Source organism: Neorhodopirellula pilleata (assembly GCF_007859915.1).
In the GTDB taxonomy this organism is placed as follows: domain Bacteria; phylum Planctomycetota; class Planctomycetia; order Pirellulales; family Pirellulaceae; genus Rhodopirellula; species Rhodopirellula pilleata.
In genome coordinates, this window is the sequence record NZ_SJPM01000020.1 from 1 (window position 1) to 16,839 (window position 16,839).

The 16,839-nt window shown below is 55.6% G+C and carries 15 protein-coding genes; 3 read left to right on the forward strand and 12 right to left on the reverse strand.

Annotated elements, in window-relative coordinates:
* On the forward strand, positions 1 to 186 hold a 186-nt coding region (locus tag Pla100_RS31975), incomplete at its 5' end, for a hypothetical protein (protein WP_231603683.1).
* 82 nt (positions 187 to 268) lie between these two features.
* Here Pla100_RS31975 and Pla100_RS26990 read toward each other — a convergent pair.
* From Pla100_RS26990 to Pla100_RS27000, 3 genes are all read right to left on the reverse strand, one after another.
* Positions 269 to 1,720 carry a sulfatase gene (locus Pla100_RS26990; protein ID WP_231603684.1) on the reverse strand — a complete coding sequence of 484 codons (1,452 nt, stop codon included), beginning with the start codon at positions 1,718 to 1,720 and terminating at the stop codon, positions 269 to 271.
* A complete protein-coding gene (locus Pla100_RS26995; RefSeq protein ID WP_146581934.1) occupies positions 1,717 to 2,745 on the reverse strand; it encodes a GNAT family N-acetyltransferase in 1,029 nt (342 codons plus the stop codon). The genes Pla100_RS26990 and Pla100_RS26995 overlap by 4 nt, the downstream gene beginning before the upstream one ends.
* A gap of 134 nt (positions 2,746 to 2,879) precedes the next feature.
* Positions 2,880 to 4,145: a HEAT repeat domain-containing protein gene (locus Pla100_RS27000; RefSeq protein ID WP_231603685.1), complete on the reverse strand. Its 1,266-nt coding sequence runs from the start codon at positions 4,143 to 4,145 to the stop codon at positions 2,880 to 2,882.
* A 468-nt stretch (positions 4,146 to 4,613) separates the two neighbouring features.
* On the opposite strand from Pla100_RS27000, the gene Pla100_RS27005 reads away from it, so the two are divergent.
* The gene (locus Pla100_RS27005) at positions 4,614 to 5,531 is read left to right on the forward strand and encodes a phosphoadenylyl-sulfate reductase (RefSeq protein ID WP_197168270.1); all 918 of its coding nucleotides are present in this window, start codon (positions 4,614 to 4,616) and stop codon (positions 5,529 to 5,531) included.
* A 370-nt stretch (positions 5,532 to 5,901) separates the two neighbouring features.
* Here the strand turns inward: Pla100_RS27005 and Pla100_RS27010 are convergent, their stop codons facing one another.
* The 5 genes from Pla100_RS27010 to Pla100_RS32525 form a co-directional block, all read right to left on the reverse strand.
* Complete coding sequence (locus Pla100_RS27010) at positions 5,902 to 7,596, reverse strand: hypothetical protein (RefSeq protein WP_146581936.1); 1,695 nt, start codon at positions 7,594 to 7,596, stop codon at positions 5,902 to 5,904.
* A gap of 195 nt (positions 7,597 to 7,791) precedes the next feature.
* The gene (locus Pla100_RS27015) at positions 7,792 to 9,378 is read right to left on the reverse strand and encodes a methyltransferase regulatory domain-containing protein (protein ID WP_146581938.1); all 1,587 of its coding nucleotides are present in this window, start codon (positions 9,376 to 9,378) and stop codon (positions 7,792 to 7,794) included.
* A 96-nt stretch (positions 9,379 to 9,474) separates the two neighbouring features.
* Positions 9,475 to 10,464 carry an exonuclease domain-containing protein gene (locus Pla100_RS27020; protein ID WP_146581940.1) on the reverse strand — a complete coding sequence of 330 codons (990 nt, stop codon included), beginning with the start codon at positions 10,462 to 10,464 and terminating at the stop codon, positions 9,475 to 9,477.
* Positions 10,445 to 11,611 carry a TIGR01212 family radical SAM protein gene (locus tag Pla100_RS27025; RefSeq protein ID WP_146581942.1) on the reverse strand — a complete coding sequence of 389 codons (1,167 nt, stop codon included), beginning with the start codon at positions 11,609 to 11,611 and terminating at the stop codon, positions 10,445 to 10,447. The genes Pla100_RS27020 and Pla100_RS27025 overlap by 20 nt, the downstream gene beginning before the upstream one ends.
* A 96-nt stretch (positions 11,612 to 11,707) precedes the next feature.
* Positions 11,708 to 11,836 (reverse strand): hypothetical protein, encoded by a 129-nt coding sequence (locus Pla100_RS32525; RefSeq protein WP_390620667.1) that lies wholly within the window; start codon positions 11,834 to 11,836, stop codon positions 11,708 to 11,710.
* A 14-nt stretch (positions 11,837 to 11,850) separates the two neighbouring features.
* Between Pla100_RS32525 and Pla100_RS27030 the strand changes: the two genes are divergently transcribed.
* Complete coding sequence (locus Pla100_RS27030; RefSeq protein ID WP_146582008.1) at positions 11,851 to 12,399, forward strand: cell division protein FtsH; 549 nt, start codon at positions 11,851 to 11,853, stop codon at positions 12,397 to 12,399.
* Positions 12,400 to 12,407: 8 nt separating this feature from the next.
* Here Pla100_RS27030 and Pla100_RS27035 read toward each other — a convergent pair whose 3' ends face one another.
* The 4 genes from Pla100_RS27035 to Pla100_RS27050 all read right to left on the reverse strand — a co-directional run bounded on the left by Pla100_RS27035 (position 12,408) and on the right by Pla100_RS27050 (position 16,720).
* Entirely contained in the window at positions 12,408 to 13,523 is a 1,116-nt protein-coding gene (locus Pla100_RS27035) for an EAL domain-containing protein (protein WP_146581944.1), read from the reverse strand.
* Positions 13,524 to 13,725: 202 nt separating this feature from the next.
* Entirely contained in the window at positions 13,726 to 14,193 is a 468-nt protein-coding gene (locus Pla100_RS27040) for a hypothetical protein (RefSeq protein ID WP_231603686.1), read from the reverse strand.
* Between the two features lie 284 nt (positions 14,194 to 14,477).
* Complete coding sequence (locus Pla100_RS27045) at positions 14,478 to 14,966, reverse strand: DinB family protein (protein WP_146581946.1); 489 nt, start codon at positions 14,964 to 14,966, stop codon at positions 14,478 to 14,480.
* Between the two features lie 533 nt (positions 14,967 to 15,499).
* Positions 15,500 to 16,720: a DUF1559 domain-containing protein gene (locus tag Pla100_RS27050; protein WP_146581947.1), complete on the reverse strand. Its 1,221-nt coding sequence runs from the start codon at positions 16,718 to 16,720 to the stop codon at positions 15,500 to 15,502.
* Positions 16,721 to 16,839 lie beyond the last annotated feature (119 nt).

Consider the following 16,839-nt stretch of genomic DNA (forward strand, 5'->3'; position numbering starts at 1 on the left):
CGATTTTTCAATCCAGCGTCAGTTCCGATGATTGCGAATCGAAAACTGCTTCCGAGCAGACCGGTGAAAATATGTACCCGTAACAAAATTGCCTTCCCACTTGAAAACCATATGGCAGTCTTCAAAACTCGCGCGTCGGGCTTGGATCAATTACCGCAAAAAAACGCCGAATGCGGCGATAACTGATGTAGGCTGGGTCGAAGCGATAGCGAAGACCCGGCAGCGTGTGAACGAGATCACTCCTTTACCGATCGGCATTAATCGACACTCACGGAGCGGAGGTAGTTTCCGCGTAATCCGGGTTCGGTTGTGCGGGGACGGGAGCGTCGACGGATTCTCGCCATTGTTTCAAACGTGAATGCAACTGTTCGGTTCGCTCGGGCATCGACGCCGACAAATCATGGCGTTCGCCGATATCAGTTTGAAGGTCATACAGTTCAAGGCGACCGTCCTCGAAATACTCGTGCAACTTCCAGCGTCCGCTTCGCAACGCCGATCCGGGGCGGGTTCGGAATCTCGGGTCGTGTGAATCGTCGCCTGCTCCAGAATAAGCCTGCAAATAGATCGGAAAGTGCCAAAACAAAGTTCGATCGGGGATCGTTCCCGTTTGTTTCAAGAGCGGCACGAGGCTGACGCCATCAAGCACTTTGCTCGAGGGCGCTGGAATCCCGGCAACCTCCAAAAACGTTGGGAAGAAATCGAGTCCGATCACGGAAACATCGGATGTGCTTCCCGCAGCGATTTGACCGGACCAGCGTGCCACCAAAGGTTCCCGGATGCCGCCCTCGAAGTAGCTGCCTTTGCCGGAGCGAAATGGGGCTTGGTCGGAGATCGCGCGAACGCCCCCGTTGTCGGAGGTGAACAAGACAAATGTGCGTTCGGCCAAGCCGAGCTTATCGAGTTCATCAAGAATCTTTCCAATGCCCTGGTCCATTTTTTCGACCATGGAGGCATACGCGGCGTCGACGTTCTTGCCTTTGTAGCGTTCCACGAATTCCGGCACCGGTTCGATTCGCGTGTGAACCGAGTAGAACGCCAAATGCATGAAGAACGGCTCGTTGCGTGATTCATTCAGGAACTTGACAGCTTGATCGGCAAAGATATCAACACGATGAGTTCCAGGTGGGTATTGATCACTGAACCGTTTCATCGGACCGCCCGAATACGGCGAGAAATAACCGCCACCGCTCGGGCTGCCTCCGCCGTCGCCACCAATATTGATGTCGAATCCCTCGGTCGTCGGGTCGCTGCCGACGTGCCACTTACCCAAATGGATCGTCCGGTAGCCCGCATCTTGGAAGACTTCCGCGATTGTCAGTTGATCCGATGGCAAAAACTTCGTGTTCTTGATCGGGACTAAACGTCGATGTTTGGACTTGCCCCGTGCGGAACTATCGACGGTATAGACACCATGCCGAGGGCCGTACTGGCCACTGAATACACATGCCCGGCTGGGTGCACAATTCGCGGCCGGGGCATAGGCATTGGTAAACAGCATTCCGTCGGCGCGAAGCTGATCGAGATTCGGTGTATGGTACCGATCGCTTTGGAACCCCACATCCATGACGCCAAGATCGTCGGCATTGATGTAGATGATGTTGGTTCGCGGAGGAACAGAGACATCCGAACCCGAACCGTTACGGGAGACTTCGTCCGCCATCATTTGTCCCGCAACGATCAACCACGCGAGGCAACCGACGACACCCATTCTGCGATTCATGACAATACCTTCAACCACTGGCGTCCCTGTTCGACACATTCGAATTTCAACTGTTTGAGTTGTTCGATCAAAGTGGTATCACTGCGATCGACGGACGTTTCGACCGTGAAAATTTGTCGGTTCGATAAGGATTGGACCATGGATGTGATCAAGAATTGCTGTTCTTCGGAAAGCTCCTTCGAACGAACGACTGCGGCATCAACGTGAATCGGATTGCCGTGAAAGTCCGTGGCTGCGAGCAGTCGCAGCGACAAGATCGCTCGCGAGCTTTCCATCACCTGAACCTCCGGATCGCCCATCCACAAACCACAAACGGCGAGCGGTTCTTGTTGACGGTGGTCGATCAGGATATGACGTTCGATATCGAAATGACTCATCGCGGCGCTGGTGCGTTCACCGCTGGGCAGCACCGGAAGATGATCCAATCGGGTGCTGCGACGGAATTGCAGAAACGAACGGTTGACCGGTGGTCGATACGTCGAAGTATGGACGACCATCCGATCGAAATTGCGGTCGACGTGATAACCGTGCCGCGACAACATGGAGTTGGTACGGGCGTCGGCAACCGGAATTCCGATCCCATGTCCGATCGGAGCCAAGCCGGCGTAACCATTGCGTTCATCGCGAACCGTACCGACGCGCACCTGGTGGATACCACGTTGGCGAAGACCGACTTCAACTTCCGACAACAGTTGATCGCAAATCGCGAGCCCCGGTTCGTCGGCCAAACAGAAAGCCGCAATCGTGGCCCCGCGAACGCCTTCGTCAAGAGCCTCGTGCGTTTGCGTACCCGAAGCATCAGGGGAAGTTTTTGGATCGGCGAACCAATGAGCCCAAGCAATTACTTGCCCGTCGGCTAAGCCCACGATCAGGGTTTGGGGATCAAAAAACTGTCGCGACATGATCGCGCGTTCCAGAATCGAAACACTAACCGGAGGGTGATGCTTGGCCGCGTGCCAATGTCGCATCCAGACTTCAAAGACGCCCGGCAGGTCTGAATTTTGAAAAGGACGGATCAGGGCCATGAACGTTCTCGCGACGATTGCATTGGATAGACACGAAAGCCTACCGGATTGAATCGCCGATTTCGACGCCCCCCTGTTTGCGTTCACGCACGATTAGATCAAGCCATCGTGCGCTGAGATGTGAATCATCCCGATTAAAGGTCGCGGCGGAGGTCGCGGCGGGGTGGGTTTCGCAGATCTGCGAAGTACTTCTTCCAGGCTTTTTCGTCATAGCCGTAGTCTTCGCCGGGGGCGATTTGTTTAATCAGATCGAGCACTTCCGGAATGCGAATCGCCTGCGTGCGTTCGACGATCTGGCTCCCCGAAGACAATCCGGCGACTCCGTTGTTGCCGAACGCGGCATTGGTCCCGGCGCTTCCGACGGGCGTGCGAGTCTTTTCTTCGGTCACGAGTGCCGGGATGTATTCGAACGCGAGTTCCGGATCAGGAAAAAAGGCCAACGCCCGCGCCGCCACCTTGACTTGTTTGGCGGAGTTGGATTGCAACAGCGGCAAGTAACTCGCAACCGCTGATGACGCGCCATACTGCGTCAGTAAACGCAAAGCTTCTTCGCGGATCAACGCGTCGGTCTCGAGCACGCCAGCTTCCACGAGGGCTTTCACCGCAATCCCGTTTCTCATCTTTCCGAGCAAGCGAACGTAGATCAGCCGCAAGTTGCGAAGATCGCTGCGAGATGAACGTGATCGTGCGAACTCCCCCGCGATGGCGGCCGTCGCGATCGGATCATCGATGGCTTGGATCTCCGCGATCGCTTCGGCGTCGCCCCGAGCGGCGCGGGTATGCAACCGTCGAAAATCTCGTATCCACAATTTCGACGCTTCGTCGAACGAGTCGCTTTGCTCTCGCTCGGCAAGCACTTCGGGCAGTACCCATCGACTTTTGTTATCTTGGACGAGTCCTTGGGAACGGCGGAGTAGTTCGTAGCTGACCCAGCCATTTCCGTCCCGAACGAAACCTAACGCAGCCCGGGCCAATTGGTGATCCGGATCGATATCGATCGTGCGCACTAGATGGAATCGATATTGATGCAACAGCGTCTGGGACTTGCACCATCTCGCCAATTCGAACTGCGCATCGGCGTTTTGCTGGGCCGCCGCAGCTCGATCGCGATATTCTCGTAAGTCCTCATCCCCGACTGCTCGCCGCGTATGGACTCCTGGCACTGCGACGGACATTTCCGGATCAATGCGAACAACCACATGGGCTGTCGAACCGTCGGGGTTTTCGACCCGACGCACCGCACCGGTCAACTGGCCTCCGCCGCTCAGTTCCACCTTGCCCGCTTGAACCGGACGACTCGAGGCGTCAAAAATCAACGTCACCCCGATCATCGCAAAAATGACCGACCCGAACGTGGTTACAAGCCTACCGATCAAAGTCATTGGCAGTGGAGAAGTCATTGACATCCAAAAGTCCCGCTGGTCGAAAAGGCTGGCTAGTCATCTAATCGTAGCCGATGGTGGCCAAAAGTCGAACTTTCAACCCCAAAAACGGGCGTGCCGACGAAACCACTCAAGCGAATTGCTGTTCTCGGTCGATGGAGATACTTGACCAATCAGGTCAGGTTTGTATCGTAATGTCACGGTAGTGAGCATCTGATTCCGATACGTGTTTTGAAGCCTGGTCGCTTTCGGGCTGTTGATTTAATCGTAACCCGCTGCGTAAGCGAGGGATAATTGATGTTGACTCATCCCTCGCTTACGCGTCGGGTTACGATAAACCAATGCCACAAGCAAAAACGCAACTTCAAAAGTCACGCTTCGGGTTACGATGCAAACTAAATCAATAGCCCGCTTGCTGGGTGGGCTCCCACGTTTTGTCATCATTTTACCCCTTAAATTTCTCGTTTTCCCTGAGACTGGATTCTCGTGACCGCCGCCTCATTCTCTTCGGATAACGGGAAACCGGCCTCTTCGGATCCGGAGAGTCGATCGGCACGTCCGAATCCGACACTGAAAATCCTGACCGTGGAGGAATCGGCGGCTGCGGCCGAAGCGGCCAAGCGGGCTCAAGAAACCGAGGCGGCCAAGTCGGCGGCCAACGCGATCCCCGAAATGGGCGGGGCTAGAGTCGCGGAGCCGCCGTTGGAACCCACACCCGAGTTTCTGGCGGAATTACAACGCGAAAGCGATGCGTTGGAAAACGAGACTCCGCAGGCGATCCTGAAGTGGGCGGTCGACCGGTTCGCACCAAAATTCACCATGGCGACCGCGTTCGGCCCCGAAGGCATGACGATTATCCACATGTTGGCCGAGATCGCGCCCGAAACGCCCGTGTTCAACTTGGAAACCGGATACCAGTTCCAGGAAACGTTGCAACTACGCGAGACCGTTCTGGAGCGGTACGGCATCACGGTCGAGTACAAATATCCCGAGCAAACCGTGGAAGAGTTTGAGGCCGCCAATCATGGGCCGGTGTATTTGACCGATCCGAACCGGTGCTGCTTCGAACGCAAACTTCGGGTACTGCATCAAGCCGCTCGAGGTTGGCACGCTTGGGCCAGTGCGATCCGAAGGGATCAAAGCGAAGACCGGGCCCGCGCGCCGATCGTCGGTTGGGACAAAAAGTTTCAACTCGTCAAAATCAGTCCTTTGGCGAACTGGACCAAGAACGACGTGTGGTCGTTAATCATGAAAGAGAAGATCCCATACAATCCACTGCATGACCAAGGCTACCCGAGTATCGGATGCCAACCATGCACCCGATCGGTCTTGCCTGGCGAAGACGAACGGTCTGGACGATGGAGCGGATTTCAAAAGACCGAATGCGGTTTGCATTCTTCTTAAGGCGATCAAACTTCGCCGCGAACCAGACCGTTGATCGAGTGAGCCGACGGCACTAGCGGCGTGTTGATTTAGTTCGCATCGCAACCCGAAGCGTAACGGCGTGTTGATTTAGTCTTGATCGTAACCCGAAGCGTCAGCGAGGGATTGAGCGCCATTAAATCCTCTGTATGTATCCCTCGCTCACGCTTCGGGTTACGATGCGAACTAAATCAACGCGTTCGTGAGCGAGGGATACTCAAAAAAGAATGAACGGGGTCGAATCCCTCGCTCACGCTTCGGGTTACGATTGGACCAACAGCCCGCCGGCGCCGTCGGCTCACTAAATCAACAGGCCGTTAGCAGCATCGGTTCACAAGCACCGGGTAAACCACTAGTTCTCAGGAAGGCCCGGCAAACCGGGCAGTCCTGCGGGGACGTTTTCGGGTTTCGCGTCGGCGGCAGGCGCCGGCTGTGGGGCTCCGAAGCCGGGGAGTGGGGCAAATCCGGGAAGTCCTGGGCGGTTGACGTCCGCTTCCTCTTGTTCGGGCATTTCGACTTCCAGGCCGGCCAAGTTCCCTAAAACCAATCGTTGTTTTTGAAGGGTTTCGACCCATTTTTCCTGAGTGTCGAGCAAATCATCGTTGAGCGCGGCCAGGACTCCCGAGATCGTCTCCACCCAAGTCTTCAGCGCCGCTTGGTTGGGCTGTTCGGCTGCGGCTAGTAGCCCGCTTGGGGTTTCGGACTGGCCGCTGCGTGAGCCGGTCGCACCTCGTAGCAATTGCTGCAAAACGTGGGTGAGGTGACGACGCGAGATATCGACTTCGGGCGGTTGTGGTTTGGCGACGGGTACCATGCGTCCCATTCCCATCATTCCCATGCCCATGTTCATTCCCATGTCCATCCCGTATTCCATTCCCATGTCCATTCCGCTCTCCATTCCCATCCCGGAGTCCATTCCCATTCCCGAATCCATTCCCATTCCGCCTCGCGGTGTGGCGGCAACTTTTTTCTTTATATCGGCGGACCTTTGAAGAAAGTCTTTGGGATTGGGCGGCTGTTGCAGGGCGGGAGACGGGCGTTTCAAGGCGGCGAGTCGGGCGATTTCGGACTCAACGTTTTGGAATGCTCGGAGCGACCATTTCTTGACGATCGGCGCAGGGTCTTTGGCTGGCCCTTGCAGCTCCTTTTTGAACGCTCCCAGTTTTGACGCGGAATACAACGCGATCACGTCAGGTGATTCTTCGGTTGTACTGATACTGATCAATTGAGTCCCCAAGGCTCCGTCGTTGGGATTGCGGAACAGGTCCAAGACATCAACGGCGAATCGTTGGAGGTAAGCATGAGCAGCCGGATCCCGCGAGGTCGGGGACTTTGAATCGAGCAGTTTTTTCATCTCATCGGCAAGCTGCTTCTTTTCTTCTGGCTTCATGTATGGAAACGCGAGGCTCGCGTAGTAGTGCAGCCCGTGAAGTGCGGCGGCGCGAATGCCGTCGACTTGCGCTTCATCGGTGTAGAGTTTCATCAAGACCGGGAAGCTGTAACTCAGCGGCACGGGTGGCCTACCATTGGTGATATCCAGCGGACTCGCATTGATCCGCGATAAACCGTTGATCGCGTTGATGCGGGCGGCCGGGAGATAGTTGCCTTCGGCGACCTTCTTTAGCCCCATGAAGGTCCCGCCTAGGAGTGTTCGCAAGCCACCCGAATCGCTGCGTTGGGCCCGTTCGAGGTCCTTTAAGAGGTTTTCGATCGTGTCGGTTAGTTCTGGTAAAGACTCCCGCTGGGTCATCTTCCAGGGGATGTAAGTCTCCAGATAAAACTTTGCCATTCCTGGGACTTTCGCATCCAGTTTGGATAGGTCCTTAGCCGTCACCAACTGTCCAGCCGCTCGCTGGAGTTCAGCCGCTTTCTTGGGATCTTTGAACGCTTCGAATCCCTTGGGCAACTCGATCGTTTCAAAACGCTGCCCCGAAGCGATGCCGCCGAGTATCCACCAAGCAGTCGCGAACATTCCCATCAACGCCCAAATGGCGAAACGCTGCTTCCAACGAGCTTGTTCGGTGCAGGTGTCCGCAGAGAAAGCCAAGGATGCGGCCGGAGCGGAGGAAACGGACGGGCGCGGGGGGTGAATGTGCGAACGCAACAGGGCACCTACGGAAAAGAGAGGAGATCGGGTGCGGTAAGACCGACAACACGAGAATGTCCATTATTCACCGACTACGGCGTCTGCGTCAACAAAAATCAACGCTTTGATCACATTCGGTCGGATTTTCAGCCGGATTTACGCGATGAAAAATCCTTTTTCGGCGAGCGTTCGCAAAATGCCGGGCAGTTTCTCGGACACATACCGCGCGATTTTCTCCGGATCGATCACATCGGCTCCGTCTAGTTGCAGCGTCGCTGGGCCGCTGCTGAAGAAATCAACGAGCAATTTTTCGAGATCGGCGTGACCATGATCACCGTCGGCGTGCTGAATGATCAATCGCGTCGGTTCATCGAGGCGAATCGATTGATGGAATCGATTAGGAACTTGGTCGCTCGTCAAGGCGTACCGCCGCGAGAGCGGAGCTGCGGTAGGCATTGAAGATACCTCCGTCGAAATTTGGACCGGGGCCATGTGAATTTCAATCATTCCCGCAACCGCCAGTTCCATCAATTCGTTAGCGAGGTCGGGGGGACTCCCCGCGTCCAAGGCGGCGGGCGTGATCAGCCGAATCGCGGCGACCAACTCGGTCAGCGTCATCGAACACGGACACGTTCGATGAAGTAGCAGCAATGCGAGTTTTGTCGGCAGCGATTGAACCGTCGCCACGATCCCATCGGTGGTCCCAAACCGCACCGCATCGTGAGTTTGCACCCATCGAAGCAATTCATCCCATTCGGCCGGGTGCCGTTCGCTGACGACGCTGGAAGTCATCGATAAACGATTCATCTGGGAGGCTTTCGGGACGCCCCAAGACAATGTCGAGGTGTCGATCGTGCCGACTCGCGTCAATACCGAATGACGAAATGTGCGCCTGCGGAAGTAGTCGATCCGCTGCTCACGCTCAATCAATGGTAAATCCTGTAGTTCCAGAATCTGCGACGCGGTAAAATTGGCCCGATGAAGGTTGTTGAAGTTGGCTTCACATAAGTAAGCCAAGCCGTGTGCTTTCGCGGCGGCTGCGAATGTCTTGAAATAGCTCGGTCGATTGATCTCTTCGAACTGTTCGTGGGCGACGTATCGAGGATCGGATCGCTGGAGTGCGGCGAGTTCTTCGCGGAGCGTAATGCCGTAGGCGGTTTCCTCGGGAACAGCTTGGACGACTTCTCGCAAGAACTGCATGCCCCGTTCGAACCGTTGCAAACGCGGAACGCCCTCATCGGTGGGTTGGTGCAATAGCTCACGAACCATTTGCTTCGCATGCCAACCGGGATACGTGTTGTAGCTGACGAAGGCGAGTCCATGATCGGACAAGGCACGACCGCAAAGTTTCAATAAGTCATCAGCGACGTCCTCGGGCACCCAACTGTAAATGCCTTGGGCGATCACGTAGTCGAATCCTTCCGCAGGGGGCGAATACGACTCGATCGCATCGCAATGCAATTCGATATTAGAAAGCTTCAATTCGTCGATCCACCGCGAGCCCTGTTCGATCTGCTTGGCGGACAAATCAAAACCGACGAATTGTGAATCGGGATAAATCGTCGCTAACGAAATCAGATTCGCACCGGTTCCGCAAGCGATTTCCAGGACGCGACATGCGTGTGGGTCACGCGGTGACATTCCCATCACCACCGCCAGCGCGGCCAGGTTATTCGGGTTCGTCTTTGCATGGATGAAATCGGGATAAGGCAAGGCATCATAGGCCGTTTCGTTACGATTCAAGGTTCGTTTCTCGTTCAGTCGGTACGGAACTTGGGGATCGGGAGGCGGGGGCCTAGGAACGAGTGCAACGACTAAAACGACTAAATCAAAAGCCTGCTAGAGTGATGCGATCGACGCAAGCCAATCGTCTTCACTAACGATTTCGACCGGTGCCCCAGCGGCGATCAATTGCCTTGCCTTTTCTTCCTTCGTACTGATCCGGCGACCGGCGTCGAGAGTTCTCGCGTCGGTGCGACCGACGACCAATAGGCTTGTTTGTCGGCTCACGGTCGATTGGCATTGCCCGCCGCAACAGGCGACCAACTGTTCGGCTTCCTCTCGCTGCAAGCGCGTCAGGGTGCCGGTGAAGACGACCCGTTTTCCGGTAAGCGGACGAACGAACTCGGCCCGGATCAAGAGTCGTTGCAAATCGGTGCCTTCGCGGGTCATCATCGCGTCGACGATCGGCTCGGGCGCAGGTTTTGGTAAACGGCTCGTTGCCGACGAACTCGCCCGGCCGGAACGGACAAACTTCGGCCCATTCTTGCCCCACGGTCCCGCCGTGCCGCGGGAAAGTTTCAGATGTTTTTCGAGGTCTTCGAGCGACTCGGCGTTGGCTTCTTCGGCGGCGGCGATCGCGATCTTGGCACATGCGATCGAATCTTCGAGCGCGTCGTGGTGTTGAAAACGAACGCCCAACCAATCCGACAAAGGCTTCAAACCGAATCGCGGCAGATGCGGCCATGCTCGCTTGGCTATCGCCCTTGTGCAGCTGTATTGCATTTCAGGAATGGGGTGATCGTGCGTCGTCAAACAGGCGATCAAGACGGACAGGTCGAAGCTCGCATTGTGTGCGATCAAGCAATCGTCGCCGAAAGTTTGTCGAATCGTCGGCCACAGTTCCCCGAACTCCTTTTCCCCGCGTACCTTCGCAGGAGTGATTCCGTGGATTTGGATATTTTGAGGGCTGAAGTAGAACGGCCGTGGTCGGATCAACCAAGACGCCGAATCAACGATCTTGCCGCCTCGAACGCGGACGGCGGCGAGCTGACACGCGCTGTCACTCGCGCGCGTCGCGGTTTCAAAATCAATCGCTGTGAAGTCCACCGGCATCTCCGTCGCTAGTCATGGTCGAGTCAGGGGTCGATTCAGGAGGTTGCATTTTGAGGACGGGCAAACGTCCACGCGATTCGATTTGGTCACGAATGGTCTGCGGCGTCAAATCGGGAGGGACCTCGCGGTCTTCCGGAGCGAGTGCGGGTGGGATGAACCGATCACCCTGGCGCGTCCCCCGCCGGCGAAATTCGGCACCAATTTCATTTCGGATCGCGGATTTTTCTAAACACCATTTCGGCTCGATTAAGTACTGCGGTGGTGCCTCGCCGCTGACTCGTTCGACGACGGTCGCTGGTGGAATTCGTTCGAGGAAATCGACCACGGTGCAAATGTATTCGTCGCGATCCATCATCTTGATTTTTCCGGCGAGTACTTCGTCGCCCAGAGGTGTGCCTTTGACACTATACAGATTGTGCAGTTTGATCGCGTCGAACCCGAGCACACCGATTTCTTCGGCCGTCTGCATCATCATCTCATGTGTCTCGCCGGGGACGCCCAAGATGACATGCGCGGTGCATTCGAATCCGCGGCCGCGCGATCGATCGATGGCGTTGATCATGTCGGCGTGAGTGTGTGCCCGATTCATCCATTGCAATGAGTCATCATGAACAGATTGCATTCCATACTCAAGCGAAACGACGTAGTGACGTGCCAAGTCTTCCAGCAAAGACAAAACACTTTCAGGGACGCAGTCGGGACGGGTACCGATCGCAAGCCCGACGACACGGGGATCGGCGTTCAAGGCCAAGCGAAAAATCTCGTCGAGTTGTTCAACGGGCGCGTAAGTATTTGTCGCGGGTTGGAAATAAGCAATAAACCCGTCCACGCGATCGTAGCGTTTCGTCACCGTTTGGATGCCTGCGATCAACTGTTCACTGACCCGTTTGAGCCGCACCCTCCGCGAGGGGCTGAACGACCGATTGTCGCAGAAATTGCAACCGCCTTGGGTCACCGCTCCGTCGACATTGGGGCACGTGAACCCGGCGTCGATGCTGACCCGCTGCACCCGTCCGCCGAAGCGACGCCGGAGTGCGCGACCGAAAGCATTGAAACGCAATCCTTCGGTCTGCCAAGCCAATTCGCCCTCATTCGCCAAGGAGTCAGCAGGCAAGTCGTTGGTCGTTGGCGGTGAATTCATTAAATCGTTATCGGAGTTTGCGATGGGCGAGGGCGTTCGGCTGCGATCAGTAGGCCGGGTCACAGCCGCTTCGGCGGAGACCCGGCGGATCGAGTGTTAGCCAATCGCCAACAGCCATCCTGCCGGGTGTTCGTCGCAGAGCCTCCTCCACCCAGCCTCCTTCACGATATCATGCCAGGGCTCAGTGACAATCACCGCACTGAAGACTCGTACGATAACGAACAAGGCAAGTGCATCGAATGGAATGGGAATGGGAATGGGACGAAGAGGAAACGATCACGGCCTACCATGAGGCCGGGCACGCGATCGTGGGGTGTGCGCTGGGGGCTCGGATCGATTCGGTTTCGCTGTCCCAGGCGAGCCAATTTGATGATGGCGACGATGGGCTACCCCGACGGTTCGGCGATTGCATGGTCAATTGGGGACGCGTCGATCCGGATCAGGCTTGGCAACAACAGCGAGAGCTATTGACGATCCTCGCCGGGCCGATCGCCGAAATGAATTACCGAGACGAGGATTTCGATGAGAGGGACCCCGCAGCATCGGAAATCGCGGCCGCATGGGCGATGGATTGGCGGCAGGCTCAACGGTGCGCTGCGGTGCTGAATCCGGATCCGGAAAAGCAGGGACGGATTCTGCGTCAAGCGATTGCGAGGTTGAGAATCGCGATCGCGAATCCGCCACTTTGGCCCGCGATCGCAGCCTTGGCCGATGAGTTGATGATCGGGGATGAGATCGAAGCTGACCGCGTGGCGGAATTAGTCCGGTTTTGGTTCTCGCGAACCTAGGGACCCGCTTATGCCGGAGCGGGGCGACCGTAGAAATAGCCTTGTGCAAGGTCGAATCCGAGTTCCTGGCATGCATGGGCCTCTTCGCCCGTTTCGATGCCTTCGGCCAACGCGGCGATGTCGAGGTCTTGGACCATTTTGACTAACGACTGCATCATTCGCATGCGGTGCGAATCATCAACGGCGAGGCCTCGGATTAAGCCGATGTCGAACTTGACAAACTCAGGCCGCGCTTCGATCAGTTCCGCTAACCGAGCTTGACCGGCACCAAAATCGTCATAGGCGAGCTTGATATCCAAATCTTTGATGGATGCATGAAGCCGACGCATGAACGCGGGATCCGTCACGGCGGCCTCGTGGATCTCCAGTACAATCTTCGTGTTCGACGCCATCGTGCGAACCTTCGAAAGCGAATCGATCAGTGCTGGACCGTCTTTCATTTCTTTCGGGTGTGTGTTGACAAAAAGGACCGGTTGATCGGGAATCTCGCGGCCGACCCGCAATCCTTCCCATCGCAGCAATCGGCTCAGTTCCACTTCCAAATTCAGTTGCTCGGCCGCTTGGAACATCGCACCGACGGATTCCAATCCGAAAACACTCCCGCGACCAAGTATTTCGTATCCGATCGGACGGGCGCCGATCAGGGTCACGATCGGCTGAAAGTGCGGGCGAACGAGACGCTGGTTCATCAAGCGATCGAACTGAACCAAGGCGAGCGCTTGGTCGCAGACGTTCTCGCTGATGGTGCCGGCGGTCATGCCGGTTGGCGATTGACGACGAATACGAAAGGGAGCTTCGGCGAAGTGGATCAGGTCTTCATCGCTAACGATCGTCGGTTCGGTGATTCGTTTTCCGTTAACATACGTACCGTTGGTGCTTTCTAGATCGCGAATGACCAATCGTCCGTCGATTATCCGAAGCTCAGCATGGTTGCCACTGACGGTTCGGAACTGCAGCTTCATGGACGTTCCCGACTGCCGACCGACTACGAAGGGCTGACGATCGATCGGAGTGTGCTGCAACGAATCATTCGGGCCGGTCGGTCCCGAAAGGAACCACACATCTTCGGAGATCGACGTACTTCGGCGAACTGAATCGAGCGATACGCTATCGACGGATGCCATAACAACTAGACAACTTGGAGGAAACGGCTTGCATGGGATCGAAATCAATCCTGTCGAAGACTAGGTTATGATTTCAACCGAACCAATGAACACCTTTCGTTTTCCGGCAAAGTATCTGCACACCCGTAGCGGGTGTCTTGAGATCGAATACAGTTTTGCGTCAAGTTGTCAGCCGCAAAACAGGTTGTAATGGTGGTGCCGATTATTTCGGTCGCTCTTGTCCCAAAAATTCGTTGACCGTTGCGACACGTTCGGTCGGTTCAGCAGGCCCCGGTGAAAGCAGCGAGCTAAAGAAGCCTGGTTTGTCCGGATCTTTTGGTGTCGTGTCGGCTCCGTTGGGGCCGGCTAGCAAGTTCATCGGGTTGAGCCTTGCCGGGTTGAAGATTTGTTTGGTTCGCTGCCAAGATTTGGCACTGGTTTCCTTCACATCTTGGACCAAGCCGTTCTTCCGCTGGACGATACGATCCTGCTCGGTATTGGGCACCAAGAAATTGGGCAACCGAAGAGACGGCATTTTCCAATTGACCGGGTTGATCTTCTGAGCGACTTTCGACAACGCGCTGGGTTGTTGCTGTGCCGAAACATTCTCGGCCGATAGTGCGATCAGACTGATCACCACCGACGAAAGGAGGCACAGGCGTTTAATCGATTCAGGGATAGCTGGGCACATCGAGGAATTCCAGATGTTCGGCGAAATTTCCAGAAACACGTAAGCACCCGCTATCGCGATTTTCCACCGATCGATGCAAGAGCAATTTGCGATTTATCCTGCCTGCTCGTCTGCCATCGCGAAGACCTTCCAATCCATTCACGCTGTTGTCGGGCAACCCCACTCGACGTGTTCCAGCGGAACGATCACGCCGATTCAGATCAAACGCAGGATTTAGTCCCGGTAGGGACGGCAGCGGCTAGCCCACTGCGTCGGCAGTGGAATCGGGAACTTTTGAATCGATCTCATTCTTCGTAGACCGAAGGAAACTGTAGCCCGGCCATCTGTAGATATACCGAAAGGATACCACGGTGATGCGCAGAATGGCTGAAAACCCATTTGCGAATGCAGGCACCTTTCTTCATTGTGAATAGAGTCTGACCCGCCATCTTCAATGACCACGGTTCATGCATTACGGAATCGGGTGCATCTTCAAGTGCATCAACAGCCGCTTGGCTGTGCTTGTCGAACAGCTCCAGGAGATGGCTTGTCTGCGTAACGACTGGTGCTACGTATGGCTCCTCACCAATTGGCGCGATGTCCCAAGCACCTTCTCCGACGATGCCCGGAACCCAGCCCAAGATTTCTACGAGGTGGCTTGCATTCCACGCAATCGAATGAAGTTCACCCTGGGGCTTCCATTCCATCTTGTCGTCTGGAATTCTCGCCAACAAGCCGCGTGTCATTGCCAGTTCACCAGTCAATTCGGCGGACATTAATTCAGCGATCAGCATCTTTCTTGGTCCTTTCCTTGCGAGTTTTGTAATTCTTATCAGTCAAACGTCAACCCGGGCGAGGTCAAAAAACGACTGACGGCTTGCCCGAAAGTGAAGTGGCCTCGATTGGCGGAATTGACAAAAAACGACTGTGCCATTCATGGGTGGAACCTTTCATACTCCTGTAAACTCGATTCACATCGAACAAAAAAACCTCGACCAATTGAATTGATCGAGGTTGATGTGAACTGCCGGTGAACGGATCGCGGAATTAACTTCCATCGATCGATGATTCGTCTGCTACGACTGGGCTCGGGTTTTCTTCAACGTACTTGTCAATTTCAGATTGATCAGAGACTGGTGCAGCACCACCAGATCCGTCACCACAACCAAATGTTATTGGAAGTACGCAGACAGAAACTGACAATGCAAACGCACGTAAGGTAAACTTCATTTTGTCCTTTTCGTTTGAACAGATTGAAACCAGAAAAAAGCAATCCGCTGCTCGGTAGCGACGACTTGCCTACGCAACGGGACACGCGGATTCGTGTTTAAAATTCGCCGCTAATGACTTCTTTTGCTGCGCGCGTTCCGAGTTGTCCCCAAAGTCCAAACGGACTTTGGGAACCGGCTGCAGGCCCCCCAGTGGCCCCGGTGACCCCAACATGACCACTGTTTTGGTTTCCAGCTTCGATCGAGTCGGTTATGAACTTGACCGCTCCGTCGCCCATTAGCACGTGAACGCCACCTTGGTGACGACTGCTAGGTGGATAAATGCCATCATTGAATACGTTGGTATTTGAACAGACGTAACCGTTCGGCGGTTTGATGGTGTTCATCGTTCCCCAAATCCCACGGCTCATCGCCCAGCAGTATCCGCGTCGAGCTTCGGCCGCCGGATGCCCGCCCGCAGTCTCATAGGTTCCCCCAGGCAGCGTTGCCCAGAAAAGTGGACGCGTGGCGTCAACGAAACCGTCGCAGCTCAAATTGCTGTTGGCTTGCCCGATTACGTTACCAGGAGATTGATTGCCCCTGGTGCGTTTGTCGTTGTCGCCCAGATCGGTCGCAATCTCACCAGCGCAGATCGTGTTGGCAAGGCCGTCGAGGACATCGCGGAATCTCGACTTGCGTCGGTGAACGAAGAAACCGCGACAGGATTCGCGGGCCGCAACTGCTCCTGAATCTGCTCCGGCGTCACTAATCCCGCCACCCATGGAGCGGGCAGAATCACCCAGACACGGTAAGTAGTTGGTACGACCTTGAGCAGGCAACCCAGTGCCTGGATCGCTCGGGCAACGAAGACCCTGAATTTCGGTCAAGTAGGGCTCATAACGTGACGCAGCATGGTTCGTGATCGTCATCCGTGGGTTAGGTCCCATCGGTGGCCAAAGGGCACCAGTCACAGGATCTCTCAGCGGATTGGAGATCTGCTCCCATAAGGCTTGCTGCTCCATGAAAGGCGTCAAACCGACCAGCATGTTGGTTTCCAGACCCGTGGTGGCACGGGGAACGGCCGCCGCCGACCCGCCCACGCGATTTCCTGGAGGGATGGGTCCGCCTGTGCCATGAATCGGCAATAGGTCGTAGGCCGCATGATAGTTATGGATCGCTAAGCCGATTTGTTTGAAATTGTTGCTACAACTCATTCGCCGAGCCGCTTCCCGGGCCGCTTGCACCGCAGGTAGTAACAAACCAACCAACACACCGATGATGGCAATCACCACCAGCAACTCAACCAACGTGAACGCGTCACGATTCCTGTTTTCACTCATCTAAAAACACTCCCTAAATACTGCGAAATAGTAAAAAATGAAAAGTCCATCCGACAACTCCTAGTCGGCTGCGCCGGTATGCTCCTCGCTGTCCTGCTGGAACTCAGTCTTCTGGACGG